General features: G+C 67.2%; 17 protein-coding genes. 4 read left to right on the top strand and 13 right to left on the bottom strand.

The genetic code is table 11. From position 1 onward, the window contains the following. Positions 1-62: 62 nt before the first annotated feature. Genes mnhG through E8M83_RS00760 form a run of 7 tightly spaced genes read right to left on the bottom strand, consistent with a single transcriptional unit; the run spans position 63 to position 7,100 of the window. Positions 63-434, bottom strand: a complete 372-nt coding sequence (gene mnhG / locus E8M83_RS00790) for a monovalent cation/H(+) antiporter subunit G (protein WP_137171494.1) — start codon at positions 432-434, stop codon at positions 63-65. Next, positions 431-709: a K+/H+ antiporter subunit F gene (locus tag E8M83_RS00785; protein WP_137171493.1), complete on the bottom strand. Its 279-nt coding sequence runs from the start codon at positions 707-709 to the stop codon at positions 431-433. The genes mnhG and E8M83_RS00785 overlap by 4 nt, the downstream gene beginning before the upstream one ends. Then, the gene (locus E8M83_RS00780; protein WP_137171492.1) at positions 693-1,223 is read right to left on the bottom strand and encodes a Na+/H+ antiporter subunit E; all 531 of its coding nucleotides are present in this window, start codon (positions 1,221-1,223) and stop codon (positions 693-695) included. Before E8M83_RS00780 ends, E8M83_RS00785 begins: the two co-directional genes overlap by 17 nt. Beyond that, on the bottom strand, positions 1,220-2,890 hold the full coding sequence (locus E8M83_RS00775) for a monovalent cation/H+ antiporter subunit D (protein ID WP_137171491.1): 1,671 nt from the start codon (positions 2,888-2,890) through the stop codon (positions 1,220-1,222). The genes E8M83_RS00780 and E8M83_RS00775 overlap by 4 nt, the downstream gene beginning before the upstream one ends. Continuing rightward, the gene (locus E8M83_RS00770; protein ID WP_137171490.1) at positions 2,887-3,231 is read right to left on the bottom strand and encodes a Na+/H+ antiporter subunit C; all 345 of its coding nucleotides are present in this window, start codon (positions 3,229-3,231) and stop codon (positions 2,887-2,889) included. The genes E8M83_RS00775 and E8M83_RS00770 overlap by 4 nt, the downstream gene beginning before the upstream one ends. Then, positions 3,231-6,143 carry a monovalent cation/H+ antiporter subunit A gene (locus E8M83_RS00765; protein WP_170976643.1) on the bottom strand — a complete coding sequence of 971 codons (2,913 nt, stop codon included), beginning with the start codon at positions 6,141-6,143 and terminating at the stop codon, positions 3,231-3,233. Before E8M83_RS00765 ends, E8M83_RS00770 begins: the two co-directional genes overlap by 1 nt. 60 nt (positions 6,144-6,203) lie before the next feature. Continuing rightward, complete coding sequence (locus tag E8M83_RS00760) at positions 6,204-7,100, bottom strand: universal stress protein (protein ID WP_170976642.1); 897 nt, start codon at positions 7,098-7,100, stop codon at positions 6,204-6,206. Positions 7,101-7,356: 256 nt separating this feature from the next. Between E8M83_RS00760 and E8M83_RS00755 the strand changes: the two genes are divergently transcribed. The 3 genes from E8M83_RS00755 (at position 7,357) to E8M83_RS00745 (ending at position 11,768) form a co-directional block, all read left to right on the top strand. Beyond that, entirely contained in the window at positions 7,357-8,445 is a 1,089-nt protein-coding gene (locus E8M83_RS00755; protein WP_137171488.1) for a porin, read from the top strand. A 90-nt stretch (positions 8,446-8,535) separates the two neighbouring features. Next, positions 8,536-9,693 (top strand): serine hydrolase, encoded by a 1,158-nt coding sequence (locus E8M83_RS00750; RefSeq protein WP_137171487.1) that lies wholly within the window; start codon positions 8,536-8,538, stop codon positions 9,691-9,693. A gap of 56 nt (positions 9,694-9,749) precedes the next feature. After that, complete coding sequence (locus E8M83_RS00745) at positions 9,750-11,768, top strand: hybrid sensor histidine kinase/response regulator (protein ID WP_137171486.1); 2,019 nt, start codon at positions 9,750-9,752, stop codon at positions 11,766-11,768. On the opposite strand, the gene E8M83_RS00740 is transcribed toward E8M83_RS00745, so the two are convergent. From E8M83_RS00740 to E8M83_RS00715, 6 genes are all read right to left on the bottom strand, one after another. Then, on the bottom strand, positions 11,750-12,736 hold the full coding sequence (locus E8M83_RS00740) for a Gfo/Idh/MocA family protein (protein ID WP_137171485.1): 987 nt from the start codon (positions 12,734-12,736) through the stop codon (positions 11,750-11,752). The two genes, E8M83_RS00745 and E8M83_RS00740, sit on opposite strands and share 19 nt — an antisense overlap. After that, positions 12,733-14,910 carry a heme-degrading domain-containing protein gene (locus tag E8M83_RS00735; RefSeq protein ID WP_137171484.1) on the bottom strand — a complete coding sequence of 726 codons (2,178 nt, stop codon included), beginning with the start codon at positions 14,908-14,910 and terminating at the stop codon, positions 12,733-12,735. The genes E8M83_RS00740 and E8M83_RS00735 overlap by 4 nt, the downstream gene beginning before the upstream one ends. Beyond that, positions 14,907-16,247 carry an MFS transporter gene (locus tag E8M83_RS00730; RefSeq protein WP_137171483.1) on the bottom strand — a complete coding sequence of 447 codons (1,341 nt, stop codon included), beginning with the start codon at positions 16,245-16,247 and terminating at the stop codon, positions 14,907-14,909. Before E8M83_RS00730 ends, E8M83_RS00735 begins: the two co-directional genes overlap by 4 nt. Continuing rightward, complete coding sequence (locus E8M83_RS00725) at positions 16,240-17,274, bottom strand: glucokinase (protein ID WP_137171482.1); 1,035 nt, start codon at positions 17,272-17,274, stop codon at positions 16,240-16,242. The genes E8M83_RS00730 and E8M83_RS00725 overlap by 8 nt, the downstream gene beginning before the upstream one ends. A gap of 33 nt (positions 17,275-17,307) precedes the next feature. Continuing rightward, positions 17,308-18,651: a GH1 family beta-glucosidase gene (locus E8M83_RS00720; RefSeq protein ID WP_137171481.1), complete on the bottom strand. Its 1,344-nt coding sequence runs from the start codon at positions 18,649-18,651 to the stop codon at positions 17,308-17,310. Between the two features lie 92 nt (positions 18,652-18,743). Next, on the bottom strand, positions 18,744-21,167 hold the full coding sequence (locus E8M83_RS00715) for a TonB-dependent receptor (protein WP_137171480.1): 2,424 nt from the start codon (positions 21,165-21,167) through the stop codon (positions 18,744-18,746). Positions 21,168-21,443: 276 nt separating this feature from the next. On the opposite strand from E8M83_RS00715, the gene E8M83_RS00710 reads away from it, so the two are divergent. After that, on the top strand, positions 21,444-22,454 hold the full coding sequence (locus E8M83_RS00710; protein ID WP_137171479.1) for a LacI family DNA-binding transcriptional regulator: 1,011 nt from the start codon (positions 21,444-21,446) through the stop codon (positions 22,452-22,454). The last annotated feature ends 202 nt before the right edge of the window (positions 22,455-22,656 follow it).

The following is a 22,656-nucleotide window of genomic DNA, read 5'->3' as shown; positions in this document are numbered from 1 at the left end:
CAACCCGAAGTTGTGCGCCGATGGCGAGGGTGATACAGCAGTCCGGATGGCGCGCGGCAGGGCTACTCGCGCGAGATGGTGTACACCTCGCCCGCGGTCGCGCCGGCGTCGCCCTTCTTGGCGCGCAGGTCGCGGTAGACGGCGGCGCGCATGATCATCATCGCCACCACCGGCGCGGTCAGCAGCAGGAAGACCGTGATGATGATCTCGTGGACCACCACGCGCGACTGCGCCACCGTGAAGTAGAGCATCGAGGCGATCAGGAGGCTGCCGGCGCCCAGGGTGATCGTGATCGCCGGGCCGTGGATGCGCTGGTAGAAGGTGCGCAGGCGCATCAGGCCGAGCGCGCCGATCAGGATGATGCTCGCGCCCAGGATCAGCAGCAGCGAGACGAGCAGGGCGGCCCAGTCGGGCAGGTATTCGATGCCGGTCATTCGATGATCTCCCCACGCATCAAGAATTTCGCCATCGCGACGGTCGAGACGAAGCCGACCAGCGCGATCAGCATCGCCGCTTCAAAATAGATCTGGGTGCCGAAGCGGATGCCCAGCACCAGGGCCAGCAGCATGCCGCACATCCAGAGGGTGTCGAGGGCCAGCACGCGGTCGTGGGCCGAGGGGCCGATCAGCAGGCGGCCGGCGCACAGCGCCATCGCCGCCAGCACGCACACAAGGGCGTAGCCGATCGAGATTTCAAGCAGGGTCGCCATGGCGGACCTCCGTTTCGAAGATGTGGATCAGGGGCTGTTCGTAGCGGGTCTTGATGGTGTCGACCCACCATTCGGCGTCGTGCAGGTCGAATACGTGCAGGACCAGCTCATGTTTGTCGGTATCGGGCCTGGGTTGCAGTTCGGTCCATACCGTGCCCGGCGTCATATTGATCAGGCAGGACAGCGCCGCCAGGCCGTAGGGATCGCGGATGTCCAGGGGAATGCGGATGAACTGCGAATTGATGTTCGCATAGTCGCCGAACAGGATGGCGCGGCTGACGTTCAGGCATGAACGCACCACCTCGACCGACGCGAACAGCAGCAGGCGGATGGCGACGATGGGCCTGCGCAGGCGCGGATAACCCAGCGGATTGAGGTGGCGGGTCAGGACCGGGCCGGCGATGCCGAGCAGCGCGCCGAGCAGGATGTGGCCCGGATACAGGGTCTGGTTCAGCAGCAGCCACAGGCCGCACAGCGCCAGCGAAACGAAGGGATGGGGTAGCCAGCGCGTCATGGCGCCTCCTGGGGCGAGAGGGTCGATGGCGCCGGGCCAGGGGCCGAGCCCTGGCCCGGCACGGTCGGCTCGGACAGCACGCGGCCAATATAGCCGCCCGGACGGTGGATGTCGTCGCTGGCGCGGGTCAGGTAGCCGAACAGCGGATTGGCCTGCACCGTCATCAGGACCGACAGCGCCAGCAGGAACAGGATCGGCGCCACTTCGGAGCGGTGCACCTTGGGCGGCTCGGTCGCGCCGCTGGCCCAGAAGGTGCGCACGCCAAAGCGCATCATCGAGATCACGGCGATCAGGCCCGAGACGATGATCAAGACCATCAGGGTCCAGCCGGACGCCGGGATCGCGGCCACTCCCGAACCTGCGGCCGCTTGTGGATTGAGCAGCGCATGGAACATGCTGAACTTGGCCACGAAGCCCGACAGCGGCGGCAGGCCGGCGATCATCAGCGCGCAGGCGGCGAAGGCCAGCGACACGAAGGCCATCGCGGCCGGCACGCCGCGGCCGGTCGGCTCGTCCGGCGCATCCTCGACCGCGAACGCTTCCATGGTCAGCGCCAGCATCGCCGAGCGCGGGGTGCGGATGCGGTCGATCAGCTCGATCAGCAGCAGGAAGGCGGCCACCGCGAGGGTGGAGCCGATCAGGTAATAGATGCCGGCCGTGACCAGGGCCGGCTGGCCGTAGCCGATCACCGCCAGCAGGGTGCCGGACGAGACGATCGCGCCATAGCCCGCCATGCGGCCGGCGGTGTCGGTCGACAGCATGCCGGCGGCGCCGAACACGATGGTCGCCATGCCCGCATACAGCAGCGCATCGCCGCCGAAGCCGGCCGCGGCGCCCGCGTTGTCCGAGAAGATCAGGAGCCACAGGCGCAGCACCACATAGGCGCCGACCTTGGTCATCAGCACCAGCATCACCGCCACCGGCGGCGAGGCCGCGGCATAGGTGGTGGGCAGCCAGAAGCCCAGCGGCCACATGGCGCCCTTGGTCAGGAAGGCCAGCGCCAGCACGGTGGCGCCGACCTTGAACAGGGCCAGTTCCTCGCCCGCCAGCAGCGGCACGCGCGCGGCCAGGTCGGCCATGTTCAGGGTGCCGGTGGTGGCGTAGATCAGCGCGGTGCCGAGCAGGAACAGCAGGGCCGCGGCCAGGTTGATCGCGATGTACTGCATGCTGGCGCGGATGCGCTCGGCGTTATACCCGTGCAGCACCAGGCCATACGACGCGGCCAGCATCACTTCGAAGAACACGAACAGGTTGAACAGGTCGTGCGTCAGGAAGGCGCCGTTGATCCCCATGAGCAGGAACTGGAACAGCGTGTGGTAATGCACTCCGATCCGCCCCCAGCGGGTGCGGGTGAAGTGCAGCGAGGCCAGGCCGAGCACCGCGGTCAGCAGCAGCATCAGCGCCGACAGGCGGTCGGCCAGCAGGGCGATGCCGAACGGCGCGCTCCAGTTGGCGGCGAGATAGATGCCCATGCCGTCCTGCCAGTGGCCGCCGTCGGTCATGAAGATCAGCGCCAGCGAAGTCGCCAACAGGCCTAGCAGCGAGGCGTAGCTGAGCCAGTACTTCAGGCGGTGCCAGCCCTGCGTCAGCGGGGCCAGGGCGGCGCCCACCAGCAGCGGCAGCAATACCGGCACCAGGATCAGGTGCTGGGTCCAGTGCAAACTCATAATTCAGGCTCCTTGCCATCCACGTGGTCGGTGCCGGTCAGGCCGCGCGAACCGATCATGACCACCAGGTACAGCGCGGTGGTGGCGAAGCCGATGACGATCGCCGTCAGCACCAGGGCTTGCGGCAGCGGGTCGGCCAGCACGGCCGGATTGGGCGTCGTGCCGGCGGGGGTGAGCGGCGGGGCGTCGACCCACAGGCGGCCCATCACGAAAATGAACAGGTTGACGGCGTAGGACATCAGCATCAGGCCGGCCAGCACCTGGAAGCTGCGCGGACGCAGGATCAGCCAGATGCCGGAGCCGAACACGATGCCGATGGCGAGCGAAATGACGAGCTCCATCAGAAGATCTCCTTGGCGGGCGGGATGGTGGCGCGCGTGGCGTCGGCCGCCGCGCGATGGCTGCGCAGCGACTGGTGGGCCAGCGCGACCAGGGTCAGCATGGTGGAACCGACCACCACCAGGAACACGCCCAGGTCGAACATGAAGGCGCTCGGGACGTGGATCTCGTCCAGGATCGGCAAGGTGACGTGGGCGGTGTGGCTGGTCAGGAACGGATAGCCGAGGAACCAGGCGCCGATGCCGGTGAAGGCGGCGCAGGCCAGGCCCCAGGCAATCCAGCGGTGCGGCCGCAGGCGCAGGTGCGATTCGACCCAGTCGGTGCCGGCCACCATGTATTGCACGATCAGCGCGGTGGCGAAGATCAGGCCGGCGACGAAGCCGCCGCCCGGCAGGTTGTGGCCGCGCATGAAGAAGTAGGCGGCCATCACGCCCATCACCGGCAGCAGCATGCGCAGGTAGACCGCCGGGATCATGAGGTAACCGCTCGAAGCCTGCTCGGCCGGCGTCTGGTTGACGGCCGGATCGACGTCGCTGGCCTGCTGCACCGGGATCGTGATGCTTTCGGTGGCGGGGCGGAAGCGGCGCAGCAGCGCATACACGGTCAGGGCGACGGCCGACAGCACGGTGATCTCGCCCATGGTGTCGAAGCCGCGGAAGTCGACCAGCAGGACATTGACGACGTTCGAGCCGCCGCCCTCGGTCATCGCGCGCAGCACGAAGAACTCGCCGATCGATGGCGGCGGCGTGCGCACCAGGATCGCATAGCTGGCCGCGGCGATGCCGAGGCCGCCGGCGACGGCGATGAAGCCGTCGCGGCCGCGCCGGAACCAGGTGCTGGCCGGCGCTTTCGTCATCAGCTCTTTCGGCGCGAAGCGCGGCGGCAGCCAGCGCAGGCCGAGCAGGATCAGCACCGTGGTCACGGTTTCCACCATCAGCTGGGTCAGCGCCAGGTCGGGCGCCGACAGCCAGACGAAGGTAATCGCGGTCACGATGCCGGTGCCGCCGACCATCGACAGCGCGGCCAGGCGGTGGTACTTGGCCTTGTAGGCCGCGCCCAGGGCGCAGCCGGCGCCGATGATCCACAGCACCGCGAACAGCGGATCGAGCGAGTGCACGCTCAGGGTGGGAATCGCCGGCAGCGGATCGACCAGCAGCAGCGGCGCGGCGACCATGACGGCCATCAGCACCAGCATCTGCGGCTGCAGGCGTTGGGTGCCGGTCCAGCGGATCAGCCAGGTGGCGCCCTGCTTGAGCGCCAGCATGGTGTTTTCATAGGCTTGCGCGCCCTTCAGGCGGTGCAGCACCGGCACTTCGGTGCGCTCGCGCAGGTCGTGGCGGCGCAGCAGTACCCAGTACAGCAGGGCGCCCAGCACCAGCGCGGCGCCGCTCATCCCGAGCGCCAGGTTGAAGCCGTGCCAGATCGCCAGGTCGTATTCGGGCATGGCCGCACCCAGCACCGAGCCCGATGCCACCGCCAGCACGTCACCGACCACCCGCTCGGGCATGACGCCGACCGCGATGCACAGCACCACCAGGCATTCGACCGGGAAGCGCATCCAGCGCGCCGGCTCGTGCGGCTCTTGCGGCAGGTCCTTGGACAGGCGGCCGAAGAACACGCTGATGAAGCGCAGCGAATAGGCGACGCTGAAGATGCCCATCGCCACCGCCACATAGGACAGGGTCCAGTCGTCGCTACCGCCCACATGGGCGGTCTCGGCGAAGAACATCTCTTTTGAGAGGAAGCCGTTCATCAGCGGCACCCCGGCCATCGAGGCCGAGGCCACGATCGCCAGCGCGGCCGTCACCGGCATCGCTTTTCGCAAGCCGCGCAGCACGCGCATGTCGCGGGTGCCGGTCTCGTGGTCGACGATGCCGACCGCCATGAACAGCGACGCCTTGAAGATCGCGTGGTTCATGATGTGGAATACCGCCGCCACCACCGACAGCGGGGTGCCGATGCCCAGCAGGCAGGTGATCAGGCCGAGGTGGCTGATGGTCGAGTAGGCCAGCAGCCCCTTCATGTCGTTCTGGAAGATCGCGAAGAACGAGGCCAGCGCCAGGGTGGTGGCGCCGGCGCCGACGATGAGCCAGGTCCATTCCGGGGTGCCGCCGAGGGCCGGGTACAGGCGGGTCAGCAGGAACACCCCGGCCTTGACCATGGTGGCCGAGTGCAGGTAGGCCGAGACCGGGGTCGGCGCCGCCATCGCGTGCGGCAGCCAGAAGTGGAACGGGAATTGCGCGCTCTTGGTCAGGGCGCCGAGGGCGATCAGCACCAGCGCCGGCAGGTACAGCGCGTGGGCGCGGATCTGGTCGCCGGCCGCCAGCACGGTCTCGAGTTCGTAGCTGCCGACGATATGGCCGAGCGTGAGCACGCCGGCCAGCAGGCACAGGCCGCCGGCGGTGGTGACGGTGAAGGCCATGCGCGCGCCGCGGCGGGCGTCGTTACTCTCTTGCCAGTAGCCGATCAGCAGGAAGGACGTCAGGCTGGTGAGTTCCCAGAACACGACCAGCTGGATCAGGTTGCCCGACAAGACCACGCCCATCATCGAGCCCATGAAGGCCAGCATATAGGCGTAGAAGCGGGCGACCGGATCGCGCTTGGACATGTAGTAGCGCGCGTACAGGATCACCAAGAGGCCAATGCCGAGCACCATGATCGAGAACAGCCAGGCCAGGCCGTCCATGCGGATGATGATGTCGAGGCCGAACATCGGCAGCCAGCTGTGGCGCGACTGCAGCACCTCGCCGGCGTCGAGGCTGGGGAACAGGGAGATGGCGAAGATGAGGGCGGTCAGGGTGAATGCACCGGCCGCGAAGGCGGGCCGGTTGCGTGACCCAGTGGGCAGGCAGGCGGAGACGAAGGCGCCGGCAAAAGGAAGAAGGACGAGCAGGATCAGTGGCAGTGAGGTCATCGACATCATCCTTCGGGGCAGTGCGACATGTAGCGGCGCGCGCAGAGGCGCAGTGCGATTTTAGGTTTTCTCATTCTCATCATCTTCTCCAGGGCGCACAGGGGGACGTACAAGCAGCGTGTCGCACACGACTGCCTGCAGCAGGTATTCACTGCGGCTACCGGTCAGGAGGCGCATCAGCGCCGATTCTTCATGCAGGCCAAGGACGACCAAATCGATACTATTATCCACTACATGGCGCGCCAGCTGGGAAGCGGGTTCGCCTTCGCCGATCACCGGGTCGAGCAGTGCGCGGGCGCCGGGCGGCAACGCGCAGCCATCCAGGAAGCGCAGCAGCTGCGCGCGCGGCGGGGCATCCGGGGCCAGGACGTCAGGCGCCCGCATGCCGCTGTCATGGGCGTGGAACACGGTGATGCGACGCCCGGGGAACAGGCTGGCGGCCGTTTCCAGGGCCAGGGTGGATGCCGGCGTGAAGTCGGTCGCGACCATGATCCGGCGGTAGGGACCGCGCACGCGCTGGCGCACCACCAGCAGCGGCTGGGCCAGGGCGCGCGCCAGTTTTTCGACTGTGGAGCCGAGCAGCAGGTCGCCCAGGCTGTCGTGCTGCGAGGCGCCGGCGACGACCATGGCGCCGGGCAGGGTGGCGGCAGCGTCGACAATGGCGCCGGCGGCCGGGCCGGTGGCGAAGCGCTGGGTGGCTTGCAGCGGCGAGCCGGCGAACTCGCGCGCGAATTCCTCGCGCGCCGCGTGTTCTTGCTGCGCGCGTCCGGCATCGCCGTCGAGCCATTGGAGCACTTCGCCGGGCGCCTGTGGTGCATCGTGCACCGTCAGGACGACCAGCGGTATGGAAAATTCATCGGCCAGCTGCTTGGCGCGTTCGAGCGGCCGGTCGCAGCGGGCGCTCAGGTCCGTCGCAAGCAACAATCCGGGGGGCGTAGTCGGGCTACGGTCTGGCATGCGCCGCCTCATGGAAAGTCTTCTCGGAAGGCGACACTCTACCGTAGTTGACGACCTGACTACAACGCGTTTCTTCAGTTATTTCGAATTTACTTCGGATAACTCCGGGTGCGGTGCAGCATTTTCGCGCAACGTCGATCCACATTCTGCACCAGCCGAGCATTGGAGACAACACTATCAGGGGGTAGTTCTCCCCACGATTGGGTATAGGCGTCGATGGCGCCCCTGGCCGACAATCCTGGCAAGGAGAATCTTGATGAGTAAATACTTGCGCCGTAGTGCGCTTGCACTGGCGGCATGCGCCGCCGGCGCCCAGGCCCAGACCAGTGTCCAGCTGTATGGCCGGCTGAACGTCGCGGCCGAATACGTGAAGGCGTCCGCCACCGCCGACGGTCCGCGCCTGAGCCAGCAACGCGTATCGAACAACCGCTCGGTGATCGGCTTTCGCGGCAGCGAAGACCTGGGCGGCGGGGTGAGCGCCATCTTCCAGGTCGAGGGCACGCTGTCGCCCGACACCGGCGCCGGAGAGCTCGCGCGGCGCGACACCCGGGTGGGGCTCGACGGCGGCTTCGGCACGCTGTTCGCCGGCCACTGGGCGACCGCCTATAACAGCGCCACGGCCAGCCTGGATCCCTTTTACCCGACCACCGCCGGTTATATGAGCATCATCGGCAATGGCGCGGGGGCGGCGGTCGACAATGTCAGCAATCTGTCGTCGTTCGACCGGCGCCAGGCCAATTCGGTCCATTACTGGAGCCGGCCGTGGAAAGGCCTGGCCTTGCGCCTCACGCATGGCCTGGCCGAGGAGCGCCCGGCCAGTGGCGCCAAGCCGTCGCTGACATCGGTCGCGGCGGTCTTTGAGCAGGGGCCATGGTACGCGACCCTGGCGCACGAGCGGCACCATGCCTACCAGGGACCGGGACGCAGCGACAGCGGCACCAAGCTGGCCGTGGCGCGGCGCTTCGGCGACACCCGGGTGGCGCTGCTGGCCGAGCGCCTGGAGTACGAACTGGCGGGCGGCGACCTGGATCGCAACGCCTTCTACGTCTCGGTCAGCCACCAGATGGGTGCGCATGGCCTGCGCCTGGGCGTGGCGCGCGCCGGCGACGGCAAGGGCGCGCGTGGCAACCGGATCGGCTTCATCCGCGGCGGGCCCGACACCGGCGCCACCCACGTCACGCTCGGCTACGACTACACGCTGTCGAAACGCAGTGCCCTGTATGCCTATGTCACCCACCTCGACAACGAGGCCAACGGCGGCTACGACTTCGCCATCAACAGCCTGGGCGCGGCGCCCGGCGCCACATTGAAGGGCGCCGCGCTCGGCCTGCGCCACAGCTTCTGATGCCGCTTGCATGACGATTGTCCGGCGCGCATCCGGGCGCTACACTTGGTCATCCTGTCGCCCGTGCGGGAACTTACCGAGGAGAAGCCGATGAAAGCGTTGTGCGTGGCAGTCGTGTCGATATTCCTGGTCAGCTGTGCGGGCGCGCCGCGCGCCACCAGTCCTGCGCCAGTTCGCGGTTTCGCCGACCGCGACATCGAGGCGCTGATGGCGCGCGGGAAGGTGGTCGGGCTGGCGCTGGCGGTGATCGACGACGGCCAGGTCACCAGGGTGTCAGCCTACGGCAAGCGCAATCTCGAGCGCGACCTGCCATTGCTGCCCGATACCGTCATGTACGGCGCCTCGCTGACCAAGACCGCCTTCGCCTATATGCTGCTGCAGCTGGCGAGCGAAGGCCGGCTCGACCTCGACGCCCCGCTCACGAAGCTGTTGCCCAAGCCCCTGCCCGACTACCGCCTGGGCGAGCGCAGGGATTTCAGCGACCTGGCGGGCGACGCGCGCTGGCGCCAGCTCACGCCGCGCATCCTGCTCACGCATGCCGGCGGCTTCGCCAACTTCCGCTGGCTCGAGCCGGACGAAAAACTGCGTTTTCATTTCACGCCCGGCGAACGTTATGCCTATTCGGCCGAAGGCATGTACATCCTGCAGCTGATCGTCGAACAGGGCCAGGGGCTGGACGCCGGACGCGAGATGCAGGTGCGCGTGTTCGACCGCCTGGGCATGCGCAATACCAGCATGCAGTGGCGTCCCGACTTTGCCGCCAACCTGGCCGACGGCTATACGCTCGAGGGCAGGATGGAGCCGCACGACCAGCGCAGCGCCGTCACCGCCGCCGGGTCGATGGACACCACGATCGCCGACCAGGCGCGCATGTGGGCCGCGATCGTGCGCGGCGATGGCTTGAGCCCCGAGGTGCGGGCCGAGATGGTGCGCCCGCAATTGCCGATCCTGGGCGCCGGCCAGTTCCCGACCCTGGTGTCGCGGGTGGGCGCGCCGGTGCCGCACCTTGCGGCCGGCCTGGGCGTGGTCACCTTCCAGGACCGCAGCGGGACCGGCTGGTTCAAGGGCGGGCATAACGACAGCACCGGAAATATGGCGATCTGCCTCGAGGCAGGCCGGCGCTGCGTGGTGATGCTGTCCAACGACGTGCGCGCCGAACGCCTGTTCCCCGAGATCGCGCGCCTGGCGCTGGGCGCGAACGATATGCCGTGGCGCTGGGAGTACGGCTGGTACGTCGATACGCCCTGACGGGTGGGCAGCCGTGCCTGTCCGACGCGCCGGGACTGGTAGGATGGCGCCAGCCCATGACGACTTTTCCGACCAGGCATGCCGTTCCGGCAGGCGCCGCCATTCTCTGCATGCTGCTCGCCACCGCGACGCTGGCAGGCTGGGGACTACATTCGCCATCGCTGATCGGCGCCGCCATTGGCGCCCCGCAGATGTACCCGCTCACTGCGGCCGGATTCTTGTGCGCCGGCGCCAGCGTGCTCCTGCAACTGCACCCGGTGCGCCCGATCGCGCGCGCCGGCCGCCTGCCTGGCTTGTTGCTGCTGGCGCTCGGCCTCGGCGGCGCGGCCATGCGCTTTTCCGGCTGGGCCCCGGCGCCGCTATCGCTCGGCCTGGGCACCGCATCCAACGCGTGGAGCCTGCCGGCGCCGCTGACCGATGCCCTGTTCGTCGTGCTCGGCGCCAGCCTGGCGATGGTGGGCGTGCGCCGCATGGTCGCCGTGGCCCAGGCGCTGGCCACCAGCGTGCTGCTGTTCTCCCTGCTGACCCTGGCCAGCTTCGCAGCCGAAGACACGGTCCTGTACCAGTTGCTGCCTGGCCGCGGCACCTCGCTGCGCACCGCGCTGGCCTTCATGCTGGCGTCGGGGGCGGTGCTGGCGCTGCGTCCGGACCAGGGCATGGTGGTGGCGCTGACCAGTTCCACGCCCAGCAGCCTGACCTTGCGCCGGCTGATGGTGCCGCTGGTGCTGGCCCCGATCGTACTTGGCATGGTGGCCACCGCTGCCGTGCGCGCGGCCAATCCCGGCATCGACCTGACCACCATGATCTGGCTGTTCGTGTGGGGCATGCTGGTGATCCTGATCGCGGTGGTGTGGCGCTTCGCCTACCAGCTGTACCGCCAGGACCTGATCCGCGGCATGGCCGAGCGCGAGCGCAACGAGGCCTTGCAGGCGCTGCGCCTGGCCGACGAGCGCAAGAACGAATTCCTGGCCATGCTGGCGCACGAGCTGAGGAACCCCCTGGCGCCGATCAGCACCGCGGCGGGCCTGCTCAAGAGCGTCTATGCGAGCGACCCGGGTGCGGTGCGGCGCACCAGCGAGATCATCGCGCGCCAGGTCGACCACATGGTGCACCTGGTCGACGACCTGCTCGACGTGTCGCGCGTCACGCGCGGCATGATCGAACTCAAGCGCGAACGGGTCGACTTGCGCCAGGTAGTGACCGCCGCCCTGGAGCAGGTGCAGCCGCTGCTGGAAATGAAGCGCCACCGCCTGCGTACCGAGCTGCCCGACAGCAGGGCGCTGGTCGAGGGCGACACCAAGCGCCTGATCCAGGTGATGGCCAACCTGTTCAACAATGCGGCGAAATACACACCCGAGGAAGGCGAGCTGCTGGTGTCGGTGCGGATCGTGGGCGGCGTTGCCGTGCTGGCGGTGCGCGACGACGGCATCGGCATCGCCCGCGAACTGCTGCCGGATATCTTTGGCCTGTTCACCCAGGCCCGGCGCACGCCGGACCGGGCCGAGGGCGGCCTGGGCCTGGGCCTGGCGCTGGTGCACAACCTGGTCGAGCTGCATGGCGGGCAGGTGCGCGCCGACAGCGCCGGACCTGGCCACGGCAGCACATTCACCGTGACCTTGCCGCGCCTGGACGAGTCGACAGCGCCCATCATCGAGACAGCAGCGCCGGCCACACAGGCGAGCGGCGCGCGCGCATCGAAGGTGCTGGTGGTGGACGACAACATCGATGCGGCCGCGTCACTGGCGCTGCTGCTGGAGGCGCAAGGCTACCGGGTCGAGGTCGAGCATGCCCCGGCGCCCGCCCTGCGCCGCGTGCTGGACGATGCGCCCCACGCCTGCATCCTCGACATCGGCCTGCCCGACATGGACGGCCGCGAACTGGCGAGCCGCATCCGCGCCGGCTTGCAAGAGCGCACACCGCTCCTGGTCGCGCTGACCGGCTACGGCAGCGACGCCGACCGCCAGGCCGCGCTGGACGCCGGCTTCGACCACTACCTGGTCAAGCCAGCCAGTATGCAGCAGCTCGAGGCGCTGCTGGCGCGGGCTTGCGAACTGCGTCAGTCGTCGCTCGGGTAGCGCAGGCCGATCTGCCGGCGGATCGTGTCGAGCAAGCCCATGACCGCCAGCGTGTCGTCGTGGGTCATCGCCGGATGCTCGAGCAGGCCGTCGCGCAGGCATTGGCCGGCGGCGATCGCCTCATGGGTATAGCCGTTGCCGAGCCAGGGCGTCGAGACCGTGCGCGATGGGCCGTCCAGCAGGTCGACCGTGACGCTTTCGGACATGTGGAACATGCGGTGCATGCGCACGCTGCCGCGCGTGCCCGACACCACCAGTTCGCTCGGCGCGCGCGCCCGCAGCGAGCAGCTGCAGATCGACAGGGTGCCGCCCGCATGGCGCATGGTGAAGGCCGTGGTCAGGTCGACCCCGGTCTCGCCCATGATGGCCTGGGCCTGCACCGTCTCGACCCGTCCCAGCAGGGCGCAGGCGATCGACAGCGGATAGATGCCGAGGTCCAGCAGGGCGCCGCCGCCCAGGGTCGGGTCGTTGACGCGGTGGGCTGGATCGGGCGTGGCCGAGAAGCCGAAGTCGGCGTGCAACTGGGTCACGTTGCCGATCTCGCCGGATGCGATGATGCGCTTGACTTCACCGAGCGCCGGCATGAAGCGGGTCCACATCGCCTCCATCAAGAACAGGTTTTTTGCGCGCGCCAGCGCCACGACTTCGCCCGCCTCGCGCCGGTTCATCGCAAACGGCTTCTCGCACAGCACCGCCTTGCCGCCGCGCAGGGCGAGGAGGGCGTTGGCCGCGTGCATCGGATGCGGGGTGGCGATGTAGACGATGTCGACATCGGGCGACTCCGCCAGTTGTTCGTAGGAGCCGAAGGCCAGGGGCACGTCGAACTGCCCGGCGAAGGCTTGGGCGCCTTCGACGCTGCGCGAAGCGACCGCGGCCAGCACGGCGTCGGGCGTGGCGCGCAGGCCGGCGGCGAAATCGCGCGCGATGCGGCCGGTGCCGAGGATGCCCCAGCGGATGATGCGTGTCATGGCTGCTCTCCAATCTTCAGGTGATCTTTCAGCGCGGCCACCACCAGCGCGTGGTCGTCCGCGCCGGGCAGGCCCGAGGCCGTGACCGTGCCGACCGCGCCGCGGCCGCGCACGACGATCGGATAGGCGCCGCCGTGGGCTGCGTAGTCGCGCATGTCCAGGCCGGGCAGCTTGTCGTGGTCGCCGCCGGCCTGGCGCACTTCGTTGTGCGTATAAAAAGAGCTGTGGCCGGTACGTTTCACCATGTTGTTCTTGCGCCGGATCCAGTCGGCGTGGTTGGGCGAAGCGCCCGGCATCGCCTGCGCGAACAGGACCTCGTCGCCTTGCCTGATCTCGACCGTCACCGGCCGGCTGGCGCTGCGCGCCCGTGCGACCAGTGCGGCGCCGAGCGCGGTGGCGGTGTCGCGGTCGAAGCGGTCGAATTGCAGCAGTTGTTCTTCGCGCAGCAGCGCGTCGAGCGAGACGGTGGTTTCCTGGGTCATGGTCGATGGCGTGAGGACGGACAGCGCCGCGCTGACATAGACCAGCGGCGCATTCCAGTTGATGGCGACTTCGTTGGCGGCGTAGCTGCAGTCGTGGTCGATATACGACAGCGCGGGCAGCTTGCTCGGATAGGGCGGACACTCCTTCGCATCCTGCTGGCCGGGATTCGGTCCGCCGGACAGCCAGCCCGGCACCGGCGCTTCGACACCATCGGCCATCGAGGGACGGTGGTGCGGGTGCCTGAAAGGCCGCGCGCCGATGCCGGTGACGAAGGAGAGGCCGGTGGGGTTGCGGCCCAATACATAGTCGAGGCTCGATTGCGCAGCCCGCAGGTAATCGGGCTCGGGCTTGAGGCGGTACGCCTGCAGCAGCATCATGCCCTGGTTCAGCACCACCGCATTGCTGCCCCAGACGAAATCGCCCGGTCTCATCGCGAGGCGGTAGCCGCTGCTGCGCCAGGCGCCAGCCAGGTGCGCGGCCAGGCCATCGATGCGACGCGCGACCAGGTCGCGATCCAGGCCGGGCGCCAGGCGCGCGCGGTGGTGGGCCAGCGACATCCAGCCCAGCGCCGCCACATTGCCCCAGGACGGCGTGGACAGCGGCGCATCGTGTTTCATCAAAGCCGCGGCGTAGCGCCCGTCGCCGGTGGCGATGAACAGCTCGGCCGCGGCCCAGGCGAATTCGTCGCCGAGTGTCGCGTCGCCGTATTCGCCGGTAACGACGTCTTGCGGATTCTTGAAGACGACGCCGGGGTGTGCTTCGGCCCAGCGCCAGGCCGCCTGCGCCGCCGCCAGCATGCGCGCCGACATGCCGGGCCATTTGCTGTCGTACGGGGCCAGCACGCGGCTGGCCGTAGCCATGGTGGCGGCGAAGTCGAGCGCCGCCGCCGTGCCCTTGGCGACCACGTAGCGCGGCGTGGTCGATGCCGCATGCGGCATCACGATGCCGTCGAAGCGCAGGTTGGTGAGCTTGTGGTACACGCCCCCATCCTGCGGATCCTGCATGGTCAGCATCCATTCGAGGTTCCACATCGCCTCGTCGAGGATGTCGGGGATGCCGTCGCCCGATTCGGGGATGCCAATGTCTTGCCTGAAAAAGGCCGGAAAGTGCTCGAAGGCGGCCAGCAGCGTATAGGTCGAGATGCCCGAGTTGACCACGTATTTATTGTAGTCGCCGGCGTCGTACCAGCCCTTGGGGCTGGACAGCACGGTGCCTGCGGGCCGCGAGGCAGAGGCGGCGGAGGCATGCACCACCACCTTGTCGTCGGGATGCCCGGCCGGCCGCGCCCAGGGGCCGGCATGCTGGGGCTCGAGCGCGATCGCGCTGCGGTTGAAATAGAAAGCCTTGAGGGCGGCACTGTTCAGCGCGCGGTAGCCATCCGCGTTGACCGTGAAGGGATCCGATAGTGGAAGCCCGGCGATCCTGATGCGGTAGGTGCCCGGCCGCGTGAGCGCGCTGAAATCGAGCACGCGCACTGACTCGCCCGAGGGCTCCCAGCGCAGCGCGGCGCCGGCCGTACCCCTGAATGCGGTCTTGCCGTCGGCTTTGAGGATCTCGAACTCACCCACCCCCTGCGCCGCGACGGCCAGCTTTTGCGCCTGCGGCAAAAAGCCGACCTGATTGAGCTTGATCGCCTGGGCGGATGCGCCTCCCGCGACCAGGCATAACAGGGACAAGGCCAGGCGCTTCATGCCGGCACCGTCTTGCCGTCGGCCTGGGCGTCGGGATCCGGCTTGGGCTGGCTGCCGTCGTCGTGGTAGAACGGCGCGAACCAGGTCGCCAGGAACGAGGGAATGGTCGCGACCATCACCAGCGCGAAGTAGGCGACATACCCCATCATCTCTTGCAGGTGGCCGCTGATCACGCCGGTGACCATGCCGCACAAGCCCATCAGCCCGGTGCCGAAGGCATAGTGGGTGGTCGTGTACTTGCCGGGCGCGAGCTGCTGCATCAGGTAGATCATGAAGCCCACCGCGCCGAAGCCGAAGAAGAATTTCTCGATCGCGACGCCGAGCGTGACCAGCACCAGGCTCGATGGCATATAGATCGCCATCACCAGGAAAGTGATGTTGGGGATGTTGATCGCGCAGCACAGCACGAACAGCGTGGCCTTCAGGCCGCGTTTGGCGACGTACAGCCCGCCCAGCAGCGAACCGACCAGCACCGCGGCCAGGCCATAGGTGCCGTAGATCAGGCCCAGCATCTCGTTCGACAGGCCCAGGCCCCCCTTGGAGGCCGGGTCGACCATGAAGAATGGCCCGATCTTTTCCAGCAAGCCCACGCTGAAGCGGAACAGGAAGGCGAAGGCGATCATGCGCCACACGCCGCGCTTCTGGAACAGGGTGACGAAGGCGTCGAGCAGGATGCGGCCGGCGTCCTTCACGGAGGACGGCGTATCGGCCGCGCGCGCGCCTTCCGGCATGGTGCGCCAGTGCCACAGCGCCATCAACAGGGTCAGGCCGCCGACCAGCAGGAAGATGATGCGCCAGGCGTCGATCCAGTCCGGGCCGAACACGGTCGGGTCGTGGCCGAAGACGGTCGTGTGCAGGTAGCCGGAGAGATACACCATGCCGCCGGCGGCCACGATCGGGCCGATATTCCAGGACAGGCTCTGGATGCCGCAGTACAGCGACTGGGCACGGGCGTCGAGCGAGGTGACGTAGACGCCGTCGCTGGCGATGTCCTGGGTGGCGCCGATGAAGGACAGGGCGAAGAAGATCGCCATCAGGAAGCTCATGTAGCCGGGCAGCTCCATCAGCAGCGCGACCCCGGCGAAGCCGGCTCCGATCAGCACTTGCGCGCACAGCACGAAGAACTTCTTGGTGCGGTACATCTCGACGAATGGCGCGAACAGCGGCTTGACGGTATATGCCAGGATCAAGAGGCTCGAATACTGGGCGGCGCGGCCGTTGTCCATGCCCAGGTTCTTGAACATGATGGCGGTGACGCTGGTGAGCATCACGTAGCCGAGCGCCATCGTGAAGTAGCCGGTCGGCACCCACAGCAGGGGCGAGGACGCTTTACGCATGCGCTGCCTCCGTGCACGAACGCGATGCGGTCGCACGGCCCTGCACCAGGTGATCGGCCAGATGATCTGCCAAAATCGCCGAAGCGCCCTGCAGCGCTGGATATGGCGCCGTGATCAGCCAGGTCGGGATGCGCGCGGTGAACTCGCTGAAGCGCCCCTTGCGTTCGAAGCGCGGGCGGAATGGCGAAGCGACAAAGTATGCGCCCAGGCGCGGCACGACGCCGCCGCCGATATAGATGCCGCCGCGCGCGCCGAGGGTCACGGCCAGGTTGGCCGCCACCGTGCCCAGCATGCCGCAGAAGCAGTCGATCGCTTCCAGCGACAGGGCGTCGCCGCCGGACAGGCCGCGGGTGACGATGTCGGACGGCGCCAGCGCCTTGTCGGGCGCCATGCCGCGGCTCGCGGCCAGCGCTTCGCGGATCAGCACCAGGCCGGGGCCGGAGACGAAGCGTTCGGCCGAGACGTGGTCATGGCGTTGCCAGGCATGGCGCAGCACGGTCACTTCGCGCTCGTCGAGCGGGGAGAAAGCGACGTGGCCGCCTTCGCTATGCAGGGGAATCCAGCGTTCGCCGCTCGGCACCAGGCCCGAGACACCCAGGCCGGTGCCGGCGCCGACCAGGCCGACGGCGCTGCCGGATAGCGCCGCTCCGCCGCCGACCTGGGCCAGGTCGCCGGGCCGCAGCGTGGGAAGCGACATCGCCAGCGCCGTGAAATCGTTCACCACCAGCAGCGTGTCCAGGCCCAGCGCGCGGCGCGCGGCCTCGATCGAGAACGCCCAATGGTGGTTGGTCATGCGGATGGCGTCGCCGTCGACCGGGTTGGCGATCGCGATCACCGCGTGCTTCACGCGGGCATTGACGCCGGCCAGGTAGACGCGCACGGCGTCCTCGAAGCGGGCATGGTCGGCGCAGGCCAGCGTCTGCACGGCGTGCAATGCGCCCGGCGCCAGCTCGAGGGCGAAGCGCGCATTGGTGCCGCCGATATCGGCCAGCAGGCGCGGGCCGTCGGGGTAGGGATGGTTCTGCATGTCTCCTCCTTGTCGCCTTGTTTTTTTATGCGATCAAGCCTTGATACGGTTTGCGATGAACTCGCGATACCACAGCGCGCTGTCCTTCAGGGTACGCTGCTGGGTCGCGTAATCCACGTGCACGATGCCGAAACGCTTGGCATAGCCCGAATTCCACTCGAAATTATCGAGCAGGCTCCAGAGAAAATAGCCCTGCACGTCGACGCCGGCATCCATTGCCTGCTTCAGCGCGGCCAGGTGGCCGCGCACGTAGGCGATGCGTGCCGGATCGTGGACACGGCCATTCTCGACCACGTCGGGATTGGCCATGCCGTTCTCGGTAATGTACACCGGCGGCAGGTCGGGGTATTCCGCTTTTAATTTAATCAGCAGTTCGGGCAGGCCTTCCGGGAAGATCTCCCAACCCATGTCGGTGACGCCGTGACGGGCCGGCGCCGGCACCGGCGGCGTACTCGCGCTACACCAGCTGCGGAAATAATAATTCGAGCCGAGAAAATCGATCTTCTGCTTGATGATGTCGAAGTCGCCGTCGCGGACCTGCGGCGCGTTGGCGCCATGGCCGCGCAGGGCGAGTTCGGGGTAATGGCCCTTGAAGATCGGGTCCATGAACCACTGCACCGAGCGCGCATATTCGAATTCGGCCATCGCGCGGTCCTCAGGCGAATCGGTGGCCGGATCGGCGGTCCACTGGTTCAGCACGATGCCGAGCTTGGCCGCGCTGCCCACCTCGCGCATGGCGCGCATGGCCAGGCCGTGCGACAGCAGCAGGTGGTGCGAGACCTGGATCGACTGGCGCAGGTCGACCACGCCCGGCGCGAACTGGGCGTTGCCGTAGCCGAGGTTGGCCGTGCACCACGGTTCGTTGTGGGTGGCGATCGCCTCGATGCGGTTGCCGAAACGGCGCGCGACTTCATGGGCGTAATCGGCGAAGCGGTGCGCGGTATCGCGGTTCAGCCAGCCGCCATCGTCCTGCAGCCCCTGCGGGAGGTCCCAGTGGTACAGGGTGGCGTGGGGGCGGATGCCTTTTTCGGCCAGTGCATCGAGCAGGCGGTCGTAGAAGCCGAAGCCGGCCTCGTTCCAGGCGCCCTTGCCGTCAGGCTGGACGCGGGCCCAGGCCAGCGAGAAGCGGTAGGCATCCACGCCCAGCGAGGCCATGATGTCGACGTCCTCGCGGTAGCGGTGGTAATGGTCGCAGGCATTGGTGCCGTCGCTGCCGTCCTTGATATTGGCTTTATTCTTGCAGAAGGTGTCCCAGATCGACGGGCCCTTGCCGTCGACGTCGTGCGCGCCTTCGATCTGGAAGGAACTGGTGGCCACGCCCCAGGTGAAATCGGATGGGAAGTCGTTGTTGAAGTCGAAATTGGGGCTTTTGGTCATGGAACTCTCGAATCGCAGGGCGCGGCGTGTTGATAAGCGTAGGGAAAACAAAAAAAGCAGGCGCCGGGTGGGCGCCTGCCGTGCTGCGGCTCCTAGAAATCGAAGCCGGTGTTGATGCCGATGGTGCGCGGCGGCTTGTACTGCGCCAGCCATGGGCCGAAGCTGTTGAAGGCGCTGGTCTTGATCTTCTTGTCGCTCACGTTGCGCACGAAAGCGTCGACCCACCATTTGTCCTTCGCATAGCGCAGGCCGAGGTCGGCGCTGGCGTAGGCCTTCTGGCGGTCTTCCGCGCCGAGGTCGAACACGCTCAGGCGCACTTCATCCTCGTAGCGCGCCGTGATGCGCGGCACGATGGTGCCGCCATTGGCCAGGTAGAAGGTGTGCTGGTACTGGACCGTGGTCGAGAACTTGGGCGCATGCGGCAGCTTGTGGCCGGTGACATCGAGGCAGTTCGAGATGCTCGGGTCGACCGTGCAGGTCGGCAGCGCGTAGTCGTTCGAGCCGGCGATCAGATGGCCGAGCTTGGTATCGAGGACGGCCAGGGCGATCGACAGGCGGCCATCCTTGGCGATGCGGGCCGCGATCTCGGTTTCCAGGCCGTACACTTCGGCGCCGTCGGCGTTCTCGATGGCCAGGCCGCGGCTGCCGTCCGGGAAGCTGACCGGCGAGTTGAACTGGAAGTCCTTGAAGTCCATGTAGAACAGCGCGTTGTTGATGCGCAGGGCGCCGTCCATGAAGGTGCTCTTCGAGCCGATCTCGTAGTTGGTCAGCGTCTCTGGCTGGTAGGGCAGGCCGCGATCCTGCACGCCGCCCGACTTGTAGCCGGTCGACACGCTCGCATAGACCATATTGTTGCGGTCGATATCGTAGTTCAGGCGCACCAGGCCGGTGGTCTTGTTACCTTTGTACTTGCCGTCGTTCGGTACGCCGGCCACGTAGCCGGTGGCCGGATCGCGCGGGTCGATCTGCGGGTTGAGCGGCAGCTGCGGCGCCGCCGGGTCATAGCCCCAGGTGTAGCCGCGCCCGCCGATGTGCTCGCGGTCGTCGCGGGTATAGCGCACGCCGCCGGTCAGGTGCCAGGCGTCGTTGATGTTCCAGGTGGCCTGGCCGAACACGGCCGAGGTGTCCACGGTCTGCTCTGGCTGGATGAAGGAACCTTGCCAGTTCACTGCGCCGTCCGGGGTGCCCTTCATGCCGGCGATGTCGAAGCGGATGTCGTTCTTTTCGTGGCCATAGTAGGCGCCGACCTGCCAGTCGATGGTGCGGGTGCCGGTCGATTGCAGCAAGACCTCGTGGCTGTAGCTCTTGTAGTTGGAGTCGGTCGTGGTGTGTTCCTGGAAGATGCCGCCGGTGGTGATCGAGGTCGGGACCACGGTGCCGCCATCCTGGTCGAAGCGCATGTCGCCGCTGTACTTGGACCAGCCGGCCACGTATTGCAGCGCCATGTCCGGGCTGATGTCCCAGCTCAGGCGGCTGCGCACATTGTGACTGTCGCGGTTGATCCAGGGCGCGCTGTCGGACAGGGTCGACCAGTGCTTCTCGCCGGCGCGCGGCACTTGCATCAGGTTGGCGCTCGGCGTGCCGCGGTCGATGAATTTTTCGTAGGCGATGTCCCAGCGCAGGTTGGGCGCCAGTTGCCACAGCAGCGACAGGCGCGCCGCGCTCTGGTCTTGCGCGCTGTACTTGTCGCCGCCCGAGGCAAAGTGGTTCGGATTGATCGGGCGGAATGCCGCTGGATCGGCGCCCGAGGCCAGGTAGGCGGCGCGCTGCGATTCGATCGACGGGTTCTTGAAGCGCTGGTAGTCGACGTAGCCGTCATGGCGCTCGTGCACCACGGAGAAACGCAGTGCCGCATTGTCCGAGACCGGGATGTTCACCGCGCCGCGCACGCCCAGGCGGTTGTAGTCGCCGATGCCGCCTTCGACATAGCCCGAGCGGCTGTTCAGTTCCGGCTTGACGGTCTGGATATTGACCGCGCCGACGGTGGAGTTCCGGCCCCACAGCGTGCCTTGCGGACCGCGCAGCACCTCGATGCCCTCGACGTCGAACAGCAGGGCGGTGGCGCCTTCCGCTCGTGGCGAATAGACGTTGTCGACGAAGGTCGCGACCGCAGGATCGGCGTACTCGGTCTTGGCGCTGTCGTTGCCGATGCCGCGCAGGGTCATGGTGGTGACGCCGTGGTCGCCCTGGGCCGTGGCCTGGAAGCCCGGCACCAGCGCCACCACGTCGAGCATGGTCTGCACGTGGTTGTCCTGCAGGGTGGCGGCATTGAGCGCGGTGACCGCGATCGGGGTGCGCTGCAGCGAGGTCGAACGCTTGGTGGCGGTGACCTTCACCTCGGCGATCTGGCCGTTGTCGACGACGGCCGGCGGCGTGGCGGCGGCAGGCGAGGCCGGATCGGATGCGCTCTGGGCCTGGGCGCTGCCGATACCGGCGAGCAGGGTCAGGATGGCGAGGCGGATGGGTGCGGACGAAGAAGTGCGAACTGCGGCCCCCGCGGGCGTAGTCTTGGTCATTGCTTGTCTCCGAAATATAGTTTTATGGATGATGCGAGCGCTAACAGGCAGATCGATGAGAAATCGATTTCATCAATCTTGAAAACGGTTTCATAGTAGTTTCGTCCGTAAAAAAATGTCAATCAGAATTTGCGAACAGCGTTGTCGGCTTTGTTGCATGTCAACGACGGTCTTTATATGAAAGATTTTCATGGCAGGGTGCATCTATCCTTTTCGGGTGAATTTCACGTGATATACTTCAAGCAACAATCTGCTGCGGATGAGTCCACGCGCTTCATGAAAAACGTCGAAAGCGGTACCAGCACCCTGTACCAGGTCGCCAGCGCCGCCGGCGTGTCGCCCGCCACGGTGTCGCGATTCCTGAACGGCACCGCCAAGGTGTCCGAGGACAAGCGGCGCATCATCGAGCGGGTCATCGATGAACTGAACTACAAGCCGAATCGCCTGGCGCAAAGCCTCAAGATCGGCAGCACCCGCACCATCGGGGTGCTGACCCAGTCGCTCGAGAGCGGTTATTTCAATCGCGCCATGGTCGGCATCGAGGATGCGGTCAAGGCGGCCGGCTATGCGCTGCTGATCATGAGCGGCCACTGGCATGCCGACGAAGAGGCCGAGCGGGTCGAACTGCTGATCGGGCGCCGCGTCGATGGCGTCGCCATCCTCACCGGGAATATGAGCGACCAGCAGATCCTCGATTTCTCCAGGCGGGTGCCGATCGTCGCCTTCGGGCGCGAGGTGCAAGGCGAGCGTACCCACGGCTTTTGCCTCGATAACTACCGCGGCGCCTGCGAGGCCGTGGAATACCTGATCGCACAAGGCCATCGCCGCATTGCCCACATCGCCGGCCCGGACGACCACCGCGATGCGCGGGCGCGCCTGGCCGGTTACCACGACACCCTGGCCAAGCACCGGATCGAGTCCGATCCGAGGCTGGTGGTGGCGGGCGACTTCAGCGAATCGGGCGGCCTGCTGGCGCTGAACGCTCTGCTGGCCGCCAACCAGCGCTTTACCGCGATCTTCGCGGCCAACGACCTGACCGCCTACGGGGCGCGGCTCGCGCTGTACCGACGCAATATCCGGGTGCCCGAAGACATCTCGCTGGTCGGCTTCGACGATCTGGAAAGCTCGATGTATACGACGCCGCCGCTGACCACGGTACGCCAGCCCTTGTATGACGCCGGGATCGGGATCGGGCGCCGGATGCTGGCAATGCTGGCGCACGAGCAGCCGGAGGGCGAGGTTCCGCAGTTGAGCCTGATCGTCAGGGAGTCGGTGCGGCTGCTGTGAGGTCGTCGCGGTTACCGGCCGCAGTTACATCTCGTAACATAAATCGTTTGCAATTAAATCGTGAGCTATGTAATATGCTTTCCATGGCAGCGCCGAACGGACGAATAAACGGGTCGGCGGGCCAAGGCAGCAAATCATTTAGATAGCGCGCTATATAATAGCGTTTTAATGGAATCCGGCGGCATTGGCCGCCGACTACGAC

Origin of the sequence: Massilia sp. HP4, assembly GCF_005222695.1 — a bacterium.
GTDB lineage: Bacteria > Pseudomonadota > Gammaproteobacteria > Burkholderiales > Burkholderiaceae_D > Telluria.
The sequence above is the reverse complement of the archived record's forward strand: the minus strand, read 5'-3'. Positions and strand labels throughout refer to the sequence as shown.